Here is a 16,986-nt window from a genome sequence, read left to right as displayed (position 1 = left end):
GTTTCTCCTCCTCAATACTACATCAACTATTCATTGTTTTTTTGCTAGTATAAAATTTTATCGATTTATTTTGACTTACCCGTCAGAGAACGACTAATTGGCTGCCACATCGCAACTAAATAAAAAATGTTCCCTCATCCTAAACTAACCGTTAGGACGAAAGAACATCGTATCTTCCGCGGTACCACCTAATTTGCTACAATAAAAATCATAGCCTCTTCATCATACAGATAACGGTTGTCCCGGGCAGATCTTTCCCTCCACCGGCTCATGGGTGACCCTCTGTTCTGCTCCTACAAAGCTCTTGCACCAATCGAGCCTCTCTCTGCAGCGGGAGAAAAAAACAGATTCTTCCATTCATTGCCTTTCATTGTAGCCTATCATAACAAGTTTCACTTATATTGTCAAATACATTTTCAAAACACAAATTCACTAATTTATGCTTTTCCTTCTTTAAATAACGTCATCATTTCCATAGTAAGACTAGACTTTTCTTCATCATCAGGCAAATTTTTACGATCCAGCCATTGTGCAGTAGACAGCTCTTGATAATCAATATGAAGTTCATCACTGCCGGCAACATCACAGAAAAATCCAAACAAAAGCGTATCCGTAAAAGACCATGGCTGGCTTTTATAAAACGTCAGATTTTTAACCTTAATGCCAACTTCTTCCATAACTTCACGATGTACGGTCTCTTCAATTGTTTCACCAATCTCAGCAAATCCCGCCAATAAAGCAAATCGTTTATAATCACGACCAGCATATTTTGAAACCAGAAGTTTGTCACCGTTGCGCACGCCTACAATAACAGCAGGGCAAATCGTCGGATAGGACATGGTCTGACAGTTATCACAATATACCATTCGTTCTGCCTTGCTATACTGCATCGGTTTACCGCAGCCGCCGCAGAAAATATGATTTTGATACCAGTTATGCAAAGATAATCCCGTAACTCCGGCAAAAGATAAATAACGAGGATGGGCAACTCGTAAATAATTGACGGGCACATATGCATATCCAGGCAGTGTTATCGCCTCACGTGTTAAAAAATACTCAATGCCGTCAATCGTAAAAAGCCAGATAAGATGTTTTTCCTTTTTCATTTCCGGGGGTAATTGAGAAAATAAAGGATACGAAAAAACATCTCCTTGTTCCCGTAAAAGAATATCCCGATTAGAATAAGACAAAATAACACTGTCGTCTTTCGCCGGTCCGGGGTGATATGTATTAGAATAAATATGAGAACCAATCTGCTGTATCATAGTCTTCCCTTCATGCAATGCTCTCGAATCTGCTGAAGTTTCGAGAGTATCGCGTGTTTTGTATTATATATTTATAAAATTACAGCCCCTTTATTGCAACAGTTCAACACATATCCCGTTGAAACTAATCCATTGCGTTCAAACGCCTGTACCATTGCTTCCAATACTCGGTTGCCATCCTCTGTCACAAACGCGATCAAGGTAGATCCAGAACCACTGATAGTAGCACCTTTTGCACCAGCATCCATAGCTGCCTGCAAAACGGCTTCACCATGCGGTATAAGCTGAATCCGATACGGTACGTGAAGTTTATCCTCCAACCCTAATGCCAAATGATCGTATTGCTTAGTCAATATAGAAGTAACCAAAAAACTGACACGACTGACATTGAACACAGCCTGACCGTAATCAACGACATGAGGCAGAACTTGCCGGGCATCATGAGTAGATACTTCCACCTCCGGACTAACAACAACAAAGGATAAATCGTCTCCAATAGGTAACGAATTAGTAATTGTATACACTTCATTCATAACTGAAGCACATAACCCTCCATACAAAGCAGGTGCAACATTATCCGGATGTCCCTCCATCTTCGCCGCAATAACCAGCATGTCCGCCTTGGACAATTTTGCTTCAAGCATGGCATCTGCCAATACAATGCCCCCCACAATGGCTGCTGAACTGCTTCCCAATCCACGTGCCGGCGGAATGCGGTTCACTAATGTCAATGTACCGCCAGGCAGAGGTTTTCCCACTGTATCTGCAACAATCTGCATCGCTTGACAAACCATATTCTCAGAAAATACTGTAGAAATAGACTCTTTTCCCAGTCCCTCCACCACAATTTTCATCCCGTCGTATTCCGGCTGAACGGAAAAATATATATCATTAAATAATGTAAGTGCTATTCCCAACGCATCAAAACCTGATCCCACATTCGCTGATGTAGCTGGAATTTGTACATGAAATTGTTCAACCATCTCTATCATACCTCTACTACGCGAATGGCACTGGCCACTTTACGGACACAGTCCAGCGATTCTACTTTTTTCAACGCCTTTTTTACAAGTCCGTTGGGTGAACTATCTATCAAAATAACAATTTCAGCAATTTCTTTCGTTTCATCTTTTTGAATCAACGACCGGATGCTTATATTACTTTCCGCAAAAATACCCGAAATACTGGATAAAACACCAGGTGCATTATCTACAATCATGCGCAGATAATAAGGAGACATGATCCGGGATGTACTATACAACTTTTTATCTTCCCGCCACAGATACCGCCGTTTTCCCGTTATCTGGTTATTAAAGTGGGTAATCACATTCATAACATCACTCACTACCGCACTCGCCGTCGGAAGAGAACCTGCTCCTTGGCCGTAAAACATAACATCGCCAACACAATTTCCATGCACAAAAATAGCATTATTAGCTCCCCCCACACTAGCCAATGGATGATTTTTCTGCAAAAATGCAGGATACACGCTCATGGAAATTCCTTTATTGGTTTGTTTAGCGACTGCCAGCAGTTTGATAACATACCCCATTTCTGTGGCATGTTGAATATCTGCCTGCGTAACTTTTTCAATTCCCTCTACAGATACTTCCTTAAACGTAAGTTCCGAATGAAATCCTAACGTTGCCAAAATAGCAATTTTACGGGCAGCATCAAATCCCCCTACATCACTTGTCGGATCTGCTTCCGCAAATCCTAACTTCTGCGCTTCCGTCAATGCCGCTTCATAAGATATGCCCTGCTGTGCCATATTGGTTAGGATAAAATTCGTCGTCCCGTTCAAAATTCCTGTCATTTCTTCAATCGCATTGCTGTTTAAAGACGAATACATAGGGCGGACAATAGGAATGCCTCCCGCTACACTCGCCTCAAATTGAAAATCAACGTTATGTTTTTGTGATAATTTCAATAAAGGAATTCCATAATCAGCAATCAAATCTTTATTTGCACTGACAACACTTTTCCCTTTTAAAAAACAACTTTCAATGCAATTTTTCGCAAAATCTGCACTGCCCATGACTTCAACAACAATTTTAATTTCATCATCATTAATAATATCTTCAAAATCAGTGGTAATCGCAATGTTTTTTGGCAACTTCATTTGCTTATATTTTTTCAGGTCACGAACAAGTACCTTTTTAATACTAATTGCCGTATCCAGCTGTTCTTCGATTAACGACTTATTCATAGCCAACAAGTCAATGACTCCTTTTCCAACAGTACCGCACCCCAACAGTGCAATTGAAACATTTTTCATCATCATCTCTCCCCTCTAGGCTTGTCCAATTACGTTTACTTTGCTCACTCCAGATAATTTTTCCAATTTCTTAATCAGATTTTCAATCGTACATTTCATATCTTTTGTTTCCACAGATATTGCCACATTCGCTATTCCCTGCAGGGGAATCCCTTGATTAATGGTTAGCACACTGCCATTATGAGAAGCGATCGCATTCAAAACTTGAGATAATGAACCGGGCTTATCAAAAATCATAATAGATAACGTAACAATTTTCCCTTGTGTCACATCATAAAAAGGAAACACAAAATCTTTATATTTATAATACGCGCTACGGCTCAAATCCATTTTCTTAACAGCTTCATTAATAGTTTTTGTTTGATGATGCTTTAAAATCTCTTTAACTTTTATAGTTTTTTTAATGGCTTCCGGCAGAATATCTTCCTGCACCAAATAAAATTTATGATTTGTATCTTTCTTCAATGCGATTCCTCCTCTTGAAAATATGCATAGGTTGCCATTAATCCCGGCATCAATTTAGTTTTAGGATGCCATTTTAGTACTTCAATAGCGTTGCTGTTATCTAAAGCCGAACGAAAAATATCTCCCGTCCGTGCATCTTCATACGTTGTTTGAACTGCGGTTCCGGCGAAATATACAAGAATTTCTTTTAATGCATTAATTGTCGTTTCAATCTTTGTGCTGATATTATAAATGCCGCAAGGTACATTCTCGGACATAGCCGCAATATTAGCCTGGGAAATATCCTTTACATAAATAAAATCACGCGATTGTTCACCATCACCATAAATAGTCAAATCTTTCCCCTGGGCCAGTGCCTTGGAAAAAACAAAAACAACCCCGCCTTCACCATGACTGCCTTGCCGTTCCCCATACACATTTGAATATCGTAATACAACGTAAGGAAGGTTAAAATTTTCATAATACAGTTGTAAATATCGTTCGGCTGTGATTTTCGTCAATCCGTAAAAAGACATCGGTTTAAGTGGTTCACTTTCCTTAATAGGCACTTTTTGGTTATCGCCATACACAGCTGCTGAAGAAGAAAAAATCACTTTCTTGATATGATATCGACGACAATTTTCTAATACATTTAAAAGTCCCATAATATTCAATTCGGCATCTTCAACAGGATGATCCATCGAATATGGAACCATTGTCTGTGCTGCTTCATGAAAAACAATATCAAAGTGTCCTTGGTCAAATACAGCTGCCAGTTTTTCCTTGTCAAGGATATCAATATTGTGAAATTCCGCCTGATCATTCACATTTTTCATGGTGCCTGTACTCAAATTATCAACAATAGTAACATGATGTCCGGTCAATATCAGTTCGTCCGTTAAATGAGATCCAATAAAACCGGCCCCGCCGGTTACTAATATATTCAATACACTCACTCCTTCGTAATGGCTATCCTTAAGACAAATCTCCGTAATTAATCAATTTAATCTGCCGGTCCTTCAATAAATTGAAAATTTTTTCAGATACCAGGGCCTGATACTCATCCTCCCAATGATATCCCCAGCTAAATGTTTTTGCCAGCGTGCTTGTATTAGCTCCAGGATGCATCATTATTTCATGAATTCCAAAGGGCAGCTGCTTTATAATATACGCTAAGTTGTTTTCATTCATATTTCCACCATCGACCATTCCCCAAAAATAGTCTGTCGTAGTATAGGCCGAACGATGTACATCCCGCAAGGCTTTACGCGACAGCCATGTCAAGCCATTGCGTCCCATAATCCGCATAGGAGATGCATTGAACAATTTAAATGTATAGGCTTCTCCAGGTATGCGCAACCGATGCAATCTATATTTTTTCATTAAAGACTGTACAATTTTCCAAACCGGGGGTAATACATGCAGATGCTGATGGCTGTCTACATGCGTAATTGGAAGATTGGCTGACAAAATTTTTGCTATTTGTGCATCCAATTCCTGGTATACTTGTCCATAATCGATTTTGCCTTCGTAGGTTTTTTTTATAAATTCCACATAGCTTTCCGGCAAAAGTCCATTTTTGTCCACCAAGGTTGATACCTCCTGTATGTCTGAAACGACAGGCAATCCACCCACGAGACATAAATGTATTCCGATTCCTAATTTAGGACACCCTTTTGCTAGTTCTACTGCTTCTTCAAAAGCCGGTCCGGAAGCCAGTAAGGAGGTACTTGTCAAAATTCCCTTCTTGTGAGCATTGATAACCGCATGGTTCACTTCTGTATGAATACCAAAATCATCAGCATTAATAATAAGTCTATTCATTCTATCCATCACCGCAAAAAATCAAAATTTTTAAAATTTAACTTACCCACATATTGTAAATCATGAATGCCTTGCTTTTGTATAATTGCTTGAATCGTTTCTGAAATGCCCAGATAGGCACCTTTGGGAAGTTCCATGCAAAAGCGCCTGCTTAATTCGGTCATCGCCCTTACAAAGCCATTCCGGGCCAAAATAGAGGCTGCCGCAACGGCAGTATCCCGTTCTCCCTTTGTAATTTGAATTATCTGATGACTTTTTTCCAGTCCTTCCAGACCAGACAAAACATACTGATCTTTTCCAAACTTATCGACTATTATACATGGACAATTGTATTTTGACAATAGTACACGTATATTTTTAGCATGTAAATCACCCAATAAGTTATTTAGATTTTTATGCTCTTTTTTATAATCATCATACAAGGAATTATATTCTTCAGGCATAACAACTCTGGTTATACATCGTCCCTGCAGTATTTTTTCTATATCTTTGGCCAAGTTCGCAATAACTTTATCGGTAAGCATCTTGCTGTCACAAACTCCCGATTTTTTTAACACCGCAGCTTCTTCTTTCGTCACGATGCAGGCTGCACATACTAAAGGACCAAATACATCCCCTTTGCCGGATTCATCACATCCCATCCAGTTATCTGTACCGGCAGGCACGATTTCCTCTTCATTCTTAGAAATATGGACCTTTTCAGCAAAAATAGATTTAGCGGTTATCGTCTCTTCAATTTGTAATTTTAAAGGAGACTCTTTTCCCTGTACAACAGCTGACACACCTTTTTTCCCGCAATAAAAATTAACAGCAGTCTCCATATCTCCTCTGCAAAAGACAACTTGCTGTCCGTAATTAATTTTTTTCTCCCGCTTTACCTGCACACTTTTTTCTGCCAATTTTATTTTACATACTGCTATATATTCTATCAATGTATTATCCATATTGTTTATATGCTTCTTCCCTAGCCCGTCTGCGCCATTCTTCGATTGATTTTCCTGTATGTACTGCAGCTTCCCGGCAATCATCATATTCTGCCGAAATATTGACTATTTCACCCTGATATGATGAAATCTTCACGTGAATAATTATATTATCTATACAAACGGTGCGTATACTTCGTTCGCAGGCAACCCGCTGCACAGGAAAATATCGGACTCCAATGGTTGACGTTTCCTTAAATATACTATCCAGCACAGTCTCTATCAGCGACTGACGGCATAAGACACAAAGCATCATTGCCATCCGGCACTTTTTCATCATCATGGGCATGGCCCAAACATCATTAACTCCCAGTGCAAACAAACGATGAAAAACATATTCCATATCCTGTGGATTCATATCATCAATATTTGCTTCTATCTGCCATAATTCTTCCATTGCCTATTACCTCATTGAATTAATACTATGTGCCATACGCCCAGCACCGAATCCATTATCAATATTAACAACAGCAATTCCGGAAGCACAACTATTAAGCATCGCCAGCAACGCTGACAATCCGTGAAAATTAGCGCCATAGCCGACACTGGTCGGCACTGCAATAACCGGTTTACTCACTAACCCTCCAACTACACTGGCCAGTGCGCCCTCCATACCGGCTACAACAATACAAACATTCGCCTTGCAAATTTCTTCTCTGCGAAATAGCAATCGATGCAATCCCGCCACTCCAACATCATATATACGCTGTACCGAATTCCCCATAATTTCCGCCGTCAAAGCAGCTTCTTCCGCAATAGGAATATCACTCGTTCCCGCTGTAATAACGGCAATAACCCGGTCTCCATTAACTATTTCGATTCCTTTATGCTGATAGACCATATGAGCGTCTTCATTATAACGTACATCGGGAAAATCCTTCACGAGTTTATCATATATCTCCTTAGATGCCCGCGTGCCAATGATATTATCATATTGGCTCATAAGAAGATGTAAAATCTGTACGGATTGATCAACGGTTTTTCCTGCACAATATACTACTTCAGGAAATCCACAGCGATTTTCCCTGTCTAAATCAATCGTTGCAAATCCTAAATCAGCAGTCGTTGTTGAACGCAGAAATGCCTCTGCTTCCTTAAGGGATACTGTTCCCTCCTTGTACTGCTTTAAAACACTTTCAATATCAATCATCGCTATCCTCCCTGAACTCCTGCATTTCCCACGCTTTATATATCACAATGCCTACAGACATTGACAAATTCAGCGATTCCGTATCATGACACATAGGAATGGTAATCAGTTCATCACACGCTTGCAAAAAATTCTCAGTCAACCCATTCCCTTCATTGCCAAACGCCAGTACTATGGGCTGAGAATATTCCATATCCGCATAAGATTTCTTCCCATGCGGACTGGTTCCTAACAAACGTCGTCCGCTGACTTTGCAAAAATGCAAAACCGCTGACAGCTCTACATGCTGTACCACGGGAATTTTAAACAAAGCTCCCATAGCACTGCGCATAGTTTTATCATTATATAAATCAACACTATCCGGACTAAGGAAAATAGCTGCCACATTTCCCGCCGCCGCCGTTCTGATGATAGTGCCTAAATTACCAGGATCTTGAATAGCTTGCAAATATAAAATCAGCCGCATATCGGAAAGTTTCACCACATCGGCTGCCGCATATTCAAAAAAAGGAAGTATCGCTGCTATCCCCTGCGAATTTTGTGTATCTTTCAATTTATCATACACGCCATCTGTCACGAAAAAAAAACGCCACCCCAACTGTTTTCCTTTTTCCTGCAATAGGGATGCCCCTTTACGCTGCAGCCCTTTAGATGATATAAAGCAAGTAACATCCTGAATGCCATGTACCGCTGCATCTGAAATAATGCGAATTCCTTCTACCAATACCCGCCGCTGTTCCTGACGCCCTTTTTTAGTTTTTAATGAGCAGGCTAATTTTACCCACTGGTTATCTTTTGAAGAAATTTCCTTCATCTTGTACCCTTCCCCATATTCTCCACCTGTATAAAAAAGTGCAATACCCGCTCCTGGATATTGCACTCATGTTCCATGCGAATATGTTGTTCTTTACTACTTGTTGGAACTCTTCTTATTAGACTGGAGCAGACTTTCCCTATTTGACTTAATACTGGTCAAAGTCTTTTCCAACGTTGATTCTACATATTTCAACACGTCTCCGGCATATGTGACTGAACTACTTTTCAATTCTTCTGAAGATGTATTTGCATTCAAAATAATTTGATTGGCATGTTCTTGAGCTTGACGAACCAGTTCGCTTTCCTCCGTTAATTTTGCAATATAATCCTTTGCTTGAGCCACCATGCTATCCGCGTGACGCTGCGCATCAGCAACAATTTTTTCTTTTTCTGCCAAAACTTTTTTCGCTTGTTCCAATTCCGCTGGCATCGATGCCTTCAAATCATCGATTATCTGCAAAATTTCTTCTTCTTCTACCATTTTTTTATTCGTAAACGGCATCTTCGAAGCATTCATAACCAAGCTTTCCAAATCTTCCAACAACTTATCAGAATTCATATAATCCACCCCTATGCCTTAATATTTGTCTGCAAATTTTGTTTGAAGTCGATTTTCGACGTATGCCGGCACTAAATCATCAAGTTTACCGCCAAAACAAGCTAATTCTCGAATACCCGTCGAACTTACATAGGAATATTTATTATTTGTCATAATAAATACCGTTTCAATATCCGGTTCCACTTTTTTCATAAGTAATGCACGTTGAAATTCATATTCAAAATCACTGAGTGCCCGCAATCCGCGAATTATAACAGTAGCGCCACGCTCCTTTGCATATTGGTTTAACAAGCCATCAAAGCTCACTACCTCAATGTTGGATATATGCCGCGTTGTTTCCCGCAGCATCTCCTCTCGTTCATCCATCGTAAACAAAGGTTTTTTTGTTGGATTTTCAAACACGGCAACAATTAATTTGTCTACGAGTTTACTTCCTCTTTCAAATATATCAATATGTCCATTCGTAACAGGATCAAAGCTGCCCGGACAGATACCAATTCGCACAATTATACCCCTTCCTGAGTGGCACGGATAAAACTTATACGCGTGTCGCTTCCATAGGTTTTCTCTCTGACTACTTCAAATCGTGGATTGTACATTATATCTTCCCGCCTGCTATGTTCCATCAAAATACAGCCGCCTGGTGCCAGCAGATTGTAAATTCCAAGGTTGAAGATAGTTGTATTCACTAAATTCTTGTCATACGGAGGATCAGAAAAAATATACTGAAATTTTTGCCCTTGCAAACGAGATACAGCGCGGCTCATTTCCAGCGGCAATACTTCATACATATCAGAAAAGCCGCATATTTTCGCATTTTCTGCAATAAGCCGATGTGTACGGTGATCGATAAACACGCAATGTACTGCACCTCTGCTAAGTGCCTCTAATCCAAGTGCTCCTGTTCCGGCAAAAATATCCAGAACTTGAGCCCCATTAAAGCCATCATTTTCTAATATATTAAATAAGCTTTCTCTTGTACGATCCAATGTGGGTCGTGTCAGCATGCCTTTAGGTGATTTTAAAATTCGGCCCTTAGCACTTCCGGCTATTATTCTCACAAAGCCTCCTGCTCGTACACAATAATTATACACGTTTTTTATTACATATCAAATACTAATGTAACAATTAATTTTTATTAATCCGTTTAACCTTTAATTCTTTACCCTGCAACAACCGAATAATATTATCTTTATGCCGTATAATAACAAACAGTGCTGCTATTACTCCAAAAACAACAATTGCTGCCGGTTCACCAAATAGATACATTGTAATAGGTACAAAAAGAGCCGCAACAATTGATCCCAAGGATACGAATCGAGTAATCATGACAATAACCGCCCATATAAGAAACACAATCAGCGTTTCCTGCGGTGCCAAATATAAAATAACACCCAATCCGGTCGCTACTCCTTTTCCTCCCTTGAATTTCAAAAACAATGAGCAGGAATGACCTGCAATTGCTAATAAACCTCCGGCAATCATGGTATATGTCATATATTCAGGAAAACAAACACCACTCCATTGTCCTAAATATACGCCCAATACACCCTTGCTGGTATCTAACAGCAAGACCGCTGCTCCTGCAGCTTTACCCAATACGCGATAGGCATTCGTCGCTCCGATATTATGACTGCCGTAATCACGCAAATCTACATGATAGAAAGTTTTTCCGATAATAAGTCCGCTGGGAAATGATCCTGCAACATAAGCCAACAGCAATAACAGTATTCCTGTTATCATTCCGGGTCACCATCTTTCTTGCCACGCAAAATTAAATGAATAGGAGTACCCTCAAAGCCAAAGGTTTCCCGCAGTTTATTTTCCAAAAATCGCAGATAAGAAAAATGCATGAGCTGTGGATCATTGACAAAGAGTACAAAAGTAGGCGGTTTAACAGACGCCTGCGTCATATAATAAATTCGCAGAGGATGTCCATTTTTAGCCGGCGGCGGATTGATCAGCTGTGCGTCACTGATAAGTTCATTAAGGACGCTGGTTGATACTCGCATATTCTGCTGTTCCGAAACAAACTTCACTAAATCAGCCAAGCGATGAATTCTCTGTTTCGTTAAAGCAGAAGCATACAAAATTGGCGCATACTGCATAAACACGAGTTCTCGCCGAATGTCCTCCGAGAATTTATCTGAAGTTTTACTATCCTTGTCAATAAGATCCCACTTATTGACAACTATAATGCTTCCCTTGCCCGCCTCATGCGCATACCCCGCGATTTTTTTATCTTGTTCTGTCACGCCTTCTGTTGCATCAAGCACTAATACGGCCACATCACAGCGATCTACAGCCCGCAGCGCACGGATAACGCTATAACGCTCTACAGGTATATCAATTTTCCCTTTGCGGCGCATCCCCGCTGTATCAATGAGAACAAATTCAGTTCCCTCATGTTGCCAGTGTGTATCAATAGAATCCCTGGTTGTACCAGGAATATTACTGACAATAACACGTTCTTGTCCCAACAGAGCATTGGTTAAAGAAGATTTACCTACGTTAGGCCGCCCTATAAGAGCAATATGTATTGCATCCTCTGCATCCTCTTCAACAGGAGTTTTACCAATATATTCCAGCACTTGATCCAATAAATCTCCTAAATTCATTAAATTGACAGCTGATACCCCAATAGGGTCTCCCAAACCTAAACTATAAAATTCATAAATATTTACTTCTTGTTCTATACTATCAATTTTATTAACTACAAGAATTATTGGTTTTCCAGAAGATCGCAAAATATTGGCAATTTCTTGATCTTGTGGTTGAATTCCCATTTTTCCATCCACTACATATAAAATGACATCTGCTTCATGAATAGCCAATTCTGCCTGATAACGCATACTTGTAAAAATGTTGCTGTCAGAGTCAATAAATTCAATACCGCCGGTATCGATCATCGTAAATTCATGCCCCAGCCATTCTGCGTCAAAATAAATGCGGTCGCGGGTAACTCCCGGAATATCTTCTACAATTGAAATCCGCTTTTTTACAATTGCATTAAATAATGTCGATTTACCCACATTGGGTCTGCCAACAACAGCCACTAACGGTTTATACATAATTACTCCTCATTTACCATACTTTCTCATAACAAAAAAGGATAACCGGAAACTACCGGTTATCCTCTTAGAAAATTATTTATTTTCGTCAATAGCGTCCCCGATTGTTGCCGATTCTTCGCTTTGGTTGTTTTGTTCCAAATAATTTTGGATTTCTTTTTCTTCTTTATCTTTTTCCAAAGCCAAGACACTCAAAGATATTTTCTTTTTATCTGTATCTATACCGATAATCTTAACATCCATGACATCGCCAACATTGACTAAATCCTTAACAGCAGCACCACGTTTGTCCGTAATTTCGGAAACATGGAGCAGTCCCTGCAATTCAGGATCAATAGCAAGAATTGCGCCGAACGGAAGCAATTTTTTTACTTCTGCTTTAACAACATCGCCGATTTCAAATTTTTCAATAGCCGCAATCCAAGGATTCTTCTGCAACGCCTTTAATGATAAAGAAATGCGATTGCGTTCTTCATCAAATTTCTGAACTAAAACCTGTAAGGTATCCCCGGTCTTAAGTACTGCATCAACAGAACTAATCCGTTTCCAGGATATATCCGAAATATGAAGCAGCCCTTCCACTCCGCCAAGATCAATAAATGCACCATAAGGCATAATCTTTACAACAGTACCTTCTATTACAGCACCTTCCTGAATATGTTCAAAAGCTTCAGTCCGTTTCTGTTCCCGTTCCACTTCAAGAACAGCCTTGCGGGATAATACCAAGCGATTCTTGTGTTCGTCAATATCAATAACTTTGACAGAGAATGTCTGCCCTACAAGATAATCCAATGATTTCACGAACTTGATATCCCCTTGGGAAAGAGGAATAAATCCACGTAAAGATTTGATAGAAACAACAAGGCCTGCTTTATTAGTTTCTTTACCGGTACATTCGATAAGTTCCCCTTTTTCAAATGCATCCCGAACTTCATTCCAATCTTCAATCTTTTTCATTTTTACTACAGAAACAACTATAGAACCTTCTTCTTTAATATTATTGGCAATTTCTACAGTTAATGTGTCTCCTACTTTCACAAAATCTTTCGCCGAAGCGGGTTCAGGAACAGCCATTTCTCGTTTCGGTAAAATCGCTTCTGCTTTCGTACCGATGGAAACATAGGCAGCATCATCATTCACAGAAATAACCGTGCCTTCCACTACGTCGCCTTTCTTTGGATTTTCTTCATAATCATACTGGTCCAACAATTCTTCACTCATTACTTCTGTGCCATCTGCTTGCAAATTTTCCATAATCTTAACAACCTCCTGTATTATCCAATCCGGCGTTGAAGCACCGGCTGTAATGCCTATTTTTTTCATTCCCTTAAACCTCAGCGGCTGGAGTTCTTCTGCTGTCTCAATGTGATACGTCGGGCATTGCTGTTCCTCACACACCTGAGCAAGACGTCGCGTGTTAGCACTGTTTCTGCCTCCTACAACAATCATTGCATCGACTTGCTTAGATAAAGCAATAGCCGCATTTTGCCGCTGCTGCGTTGCTGTACAGATCGTCATATTTAAATCCAAATGATTGGTTTTCGTTTCCAATATAGCGACTATCCGTTTGAATAATTCCTGAGAAAATGTCGTCTGTGCAACAACTCCCAAATTTGCTGAAAAAGAAACTTTTTCAGCTTCTTTTTCTGTCTCTATAATAATAGCACGATTTGCACCCCATTGTGAAATACTAATTACTTCAGGATGAAATTTTTCTCCAATAATAACTAATTTTTCATCTTGATCAATAATTCGTTTTGCATCCAGCTGTGCTTTTTTAACATGTGGACAAGTCGCATCTAAAATTACTATGTTTTTTTGCTTTGCTTGTTCATATGAATCCGGCCCTACTCCATGGGAACGAATGAGTACGATAGATCCATCCATTACCTCATCCAATGTTTCAATGGGAATAACTCCTTGTGCCGCCAAACGGTTGACAACCTGCGGATTATGTATAATAGGTCCCAGCGTATGAGTCCCTGCCTCGGCATTTTCAGCCATTTCCACGGCTCGCCGCACACCATAGCAAAACCCGCAAGCTTCAGCTTTAATTACCTTCATAGCGGCTGCCTCCATATTGATCGATTAAATCGGCAATTGCACGTTTTACTTTATCATTAAAAACCTGTATCGCCTGTTTATCCGTTCCTGCCGTATCCGGAATAATAGGCTTTCCAAATACTACCAATAGCGGCCCCGTTTTTTTTGGCAAATCCCAAGATCCAATAATAGCTGTCGGCAAAACCACTGTCCTTGATTTCAAAGCAATCGCCGCCATTCCTTCGTGAAACCTGCCGAGATTCCCCGGACGGACGCGCGTTCCTTGCGGAAAAATTCCCAGAACACCACCCATCTGTAAAATATGGAAGGATTCCTTGATTGCCATCCGATCAATATGACCACGGTGGACAGGGAATGTTTGTATGTAACGAAGAAACCACCGCATAACCGGATTATGAAACAACTCTTCTTTTGCCATAAAATGAATAAGATGATGTTTCATGGCAGTCCCAATGAGAGGTGGATCAAAATTACTGGCATGATTGCTGGCTAAAATAAATGGACCGCGTTTCGGAATATTTTCTTCTCCGTAAACTCTCATTCCCAGTAATCCATATGTAAAAATATTAAAAATAGAACGGATAACATTATACCAGAAATTTCTCATCGCATTTTTTCCTCTGCCATTTTTACAATCATTTCTGCTGTTTCCTGTAGACTTATTTCGCTGTTATCTACTAAGACAGCATCTTCCGCCTGACGTAAAGGAGACACGGCCCGATGTGAATCCATTTTATCCCGTGCCTGAATATTATCAGCTATTTGCTGTAATGATTCTACCGTACCACGATTTTTTAATTCCAGCCAGCGCCTTTTTGCCCGTGCGTCTGCCGAAGCCGTCAAAAATATCTTTAAATCTGCCTTTGGCAGTACGACCGTTCCTATATCGCGGCCATCCAGAATGACACCACCTGCCATAGACATCTCCTTCTGCAATTGTACCAGTTTTTCCCGTACTACTGCAAGTGCAGCAACAGAAGAAACCTGAGCAGATACTTCGGGCATACGAATATCATTAGTCACTTCTTGTCCGTCAACATATACACGGCACAACTCCACGTCTGCTTCCAACCGTATTTCTAGCGTTTCTGCAAGAGCTTGTACTGCCTTCTCATCTGCAATATCAATATTCCGGTGCATCACCGCCCATGTAAAAGCACGATACATAGCTCCCGTATCAATATATAAATAGTTTAACCTATTTGCCACTAACTTAGCAACACTGCTTTTTCCAGCACCTGCAGGACCATCTATAGCAATTGATATCTTTTTTAACTTTTCTTTCATCTTGACTGCTCCCCTCCGGCAGCGCTTATGCCGGCTACATATCCGGTTGAAAAAGCTGCCTGAAGATTATATCCGCCCGTATACGCGTCGATATCAATAACTTCTCCGGCAAAATAAAGATGCGGAACTAACTTTGACTCCATTGTTTTAGGATTAATTTCCTTGATACTGATTCCACCGGCTGTAACGATAGCTTCTGCCAAAGGTCTTGTTCCTGTAAGCGTTAATTTCAGTGCCTGCATCGTATCTACAATATTCTGACGCTGCACTTTTGATATCTGATTAACCGGAAGATGTCCATCAACACCGGCTTGATCAAGCACCACCGGAATTAATCGCTGCGGCAATAAATCTTTCATGCCGTTTTCAACTTGCTTGCGAATATATTTTTGAAAATCACGTTGTATCCGTCCATCAAGAACGTCCTTCGTCAATGCCGGCTTTAGATTAATTTGCATTTGCAGCGGATATGTACATCTTTTTTTACGTAAAATAGCACTGCTCAACATCAAAACTGCAGGTCCGGATACGCCAAAATGTGTAAAAAGCATTTCACCGAACTGAATCGCTTCTTTTTTCCCCTGCTTCCAGATAGAAATTTCCACATTGCGCAAAGATAATCCGGAAAGTTCGTGAACCCAGTTTTCTTGGGCAGTAAATGGAATTAATGCAGGTTTAAGATCCATTATAGTATGTCCTAGAGACTGTGCAAATCTATATCCATCACCCGTTGAACCTGTTACAGGATAGGACATTCCACCTGTCGTAACAACACAGGCAGTTCCTTCATAACTTCCCTTGCTAGTGGTTACAATCATTTTTTCATTTAATGTCCGAACAGATTCTACCGATTCATTCAAGTGTATTTCCACACCCATATGACGCAATCTATAATAAAAAAGCTTGCGCACCTCAACAGCACTATCCGATTGCGGAAATACACGCCCGCCTCTCTCTTCCTTCGTTTCCAATCCCCATTTGTGAAGCTTATCCAATAAATCTTTATTTGTAAACCGTTCGTAAGCACTAAATAAAAACTTACCATGCCCTGGGGTATGCACAATAAAATCAGACATAGAACAAATATTGGTTAAATTACATCGTCCTTTTCCGGTAATTCCCATCTTTTTGCCTACAATATCATTTTTTTCAAAAAGGCTCACAGCCGCACCATTTTCTGCCGCTGTCAAAGCCACTAAGATACCGGCTGCACCAGCACCTACGACTAACACTTTATTCATAGAC

19 protein-coding genes and 1 other annotated feature are annotated in these 16,986 nt (G+C 40.1%); all 19 genes read right to left on the bottom strand.

Going from position 1 to position 16,986, the window contains the following annotated elements; genetic code table 11:
• Positions 1-149: 149 nt before the first annotated feature.
• Positions 150-370: a binding site (T-box leader), on the bottom strand.
• Between the two features lie 67 nt (positions 371-437).
• Entirely contained in the window at positions 438-1,265 is an 828-nt protein-coding gene (gene nudC / locus BLR11_RS04630) for an NAD(+) diphosphatase (protein ID WP_091648669.1), read from the bottom strand.
• Between the two features lie 71 nt (positions 1,266-1,336).
• A complete protein-coding gene (gene thrB, locus BLR11_RS04625) occupies positions 1,337-2,248 on the bottom strand; it encodes a homoserine kinase (protein WP_091648666.1) in 912 nt (303 codons plus the stop codon).
• A 5-nt stretch (positions 2,249-2,253) separates the two neighbouring features.
• Positions 2,254-3,549: a homoserine dehydrogenase gene (locus BLR11_RS04620; RefSeq protein ID WP_245675083.1), complete on the bottom strand. Its 1,296-nt coding sequence runs from the start codon at positions 3,547-3,549 to the stop codon at positions 2,254-2,256.
• A gap of 9 nt (positions 3,550-3,558) precedes the next feature.
• Complete coding sequence (locus BLR11_RS04615) at positions 3,559-4,008, bottom strand: ACT domain-containing protein (protein WP_091648660.1); 450 nt, start codon at positions 4,006-4,008, stop codon at positions 3,559-3,561.
• A complete protein-coding gene (locus tag BLR11_RS04610) occupies positions 4,005-4,934 on the bottom strand; it encodes an NAD-dependent epimerase/dehydratase family protein (RefSeq protein WP_091648658.1) in 930 nt (309 codons plus the stop codon). The genes BLR11_RS04615 and BLR11_RS04610 overlap by 4 nt, the downstream gene beginning before the upstream one ends.
• Before the next feature lie 28 nt (positions 4,935-4,962).
• Positions 4,963-5,811: a ChbG/HpnK family deacetylase gene (locus BLR11_RS04605; protein ID WP_091648656.1), complete on the bottom strand. Its 849-nt coding sequence runs from the start codon at positions 5,809-5,811 to the stop codon at positions 4,963-4,965.
• A gap of 8 nt (positions 5,812-5,819) precedes the next feature.
• Entirely contained in the window at positions 5,820-6,755 is a 936-nt protein-coding gene (gene rnhC / locus BLR11_RS04600) for a ribonuclease HIII (protein ID WP_176762876.1), read from the bottom strand.
• The gene (gene larC2, locus BLR11_RS04595; protein ID WP_091648651.1) at positions 6,748-7,191 is read right to left on the bottom strand and encodes a nickel pincer cofactor biosynthesis protein LarC2; all 444 of its coding nucleotides are present in this window, start codon (positions 7,189-7,191) and stop codon (positions 6,748-6,750) included. Before larC2 ends, rnhC begins: the two co-directional genes overlap by 8 nt.
• 6 nt (positions 7,192-7,197) lie before the next feature.
• Positions 7,198-7,944, bottom strand: a complete 747-nt coding sequence (gene larB, locus BLR11_RS04590) for a nickel pincer cofactor biosynthesis protein LarB (RefSeq protein WP_091648648.1) — start codon at positions 7,942-7,944, stop codon at positions 7,198-7,200.
• Entirely contained in the window at positions 7,937-8,758 is an 822-nt protein-coding gene (locus BLR11_RS04585) for a TrmH family RNA methyltransferase (protein ID WP_091648809.1), read from the bottom strand. The genes larB and BLR11_RS04585 overlap by 8 nt, the downstream gene beginning before the upstream one ends.
• Before the next feature lie 96 nt (positions 8,759-8,854).
• The gene (locus BLR11_RS04580) at positions 8,855-9,319 is read right to left on the bottom strand and encodes an ATPase (protein WP_091648645.1); all 465 of its coding nucleotides are present in this window, start codon (positions 9,317-9,319) and stop codon (positions 8,855-8,857) included.
• 18 nt (positions 9,320-9,337) lie between these two features.
• Positions 9,338-9,823, bottom strand: a complete 486-nt coding sequence (gene coaD, locus BLR11_RS04575) for a pantetheine-phosphate adenylyltransferase (RefSeq protein WP_091648643.1) — start codon at positions 9,821-9,823, stop codon at positions 9,338-9,340.
• Between the two features lie 2 nt (positions 9,824-9,825).
• A complete protein-coding gene (rsmD, locus tag BLR11_RS04570) occupies positions 9,826-10,380 on the bottom strand; it encodes a 16S rRNA (guanine(966)-N(2))-methyltransferase RsmD (RefSeq protein WP_091648638.1) in 555 nt (184 codons plus the stop codon).
• A 67-nt stretch (positions 10,381-10,447) separates the two neighbouring features.
• Positions 10,448-11,062: a glycerol-3-phosphate 1-O-acyltransferase PlsY gene (gene plsY / locus BLR11_RS04565; protein ID WP_091648636.1), complete on the bottom strand. Its 615-nt coding sequence runs from the start codon at positions 11,060-11,062 to the stop codon at positions 10,448-10,450.
• Positions 11,059-12,390 (bottom strand): ribosome biogenesis GTPase Der, encoded by a 1,332-nt coding sequence (gene der / locus BLR11_RS04560; protein ID WP_091648633.1) that lies wholly within the window; start codon positions 12,388-12,390, stop codon positions 11,059-11,061. The genes plsY and der overlap by 4 nt, the downstream gene beginning before the upstream one ends.
• Before the next feature lie 75 nt (positions 12,391-12,465).
• Complete coding sequence (locus tag BLR11_RS04555; RefSeq protein WP_091648628.1) at positions 12,466-14,454, bottom strand: bifunctional 4-hydroxy-3-methylbut-2-enyl diphosphate reductase/30S ribosomal protein S1; 1,989 nt, start codon at positions 14,452-14,454, stop codon at positions 12,466-12,468.
• A complete protein-coding gene (locus BLR11_RS04550) occupies positions 14,441-15,061 on the bottom strand; it encodes a lysophospholipid acyltransferase family protein (protein ID WP_091648626.1) in 621 nt (206 codons plus the stop codon). The genes BLR11_RS04555 and BLR11_RS04550 overlap by 14 nt, the downstream gene beginning before the upstream one ends.
• Positions 15,058-15,741 carry a (d)CMP kinase gene (gene cmk, locus BLR11_RS04545; protein WP_091648624.1) on the bottom strand — a complete coding sequence of 228 codons (684 nt, stop codon included), beginning with the start codon at positions 15,739-15,741 and terminating at the stop codon, positions 15,058-15,060. Before cmk ends, BLR11_RS04550 begins: the two co-directional genes overlap by 4 nt.
• Positions 15,738-16,982, bottom strand: a complete 1,245-nt coding sequence (locus BLR11_RS04540) for a BaiN/RdsA family NAD(P)/FAD-dependent oxidoreductase (RefSeq protein WP_091648621.1) — start codon at positions 16,980-16,982, stop codon at positions 15,738-15,740. The genes cmk and BLR11_RS04540 overlap by 4 nt, the downstream gene beginning before the upstream one ends.
• Positions 16,983-16,986: the final 4 nt, after the last annotated feature.

This window comes from Megasphaera paucivorans, assembly GCF_900103535.1.
GTDB classification, from domain to species: domain Bacteria; phylum Bacillota; class Negativicutes; order Veillonellales; family Megasphaeraceae; genus Megasphaera_A; species Megasphaera_A paucivorans.
The sequence above is the reverse complement of the archived record's forward strand: the minus strand, read 5'-3'. Positions and strand labels throughout refer to the sequence as shown.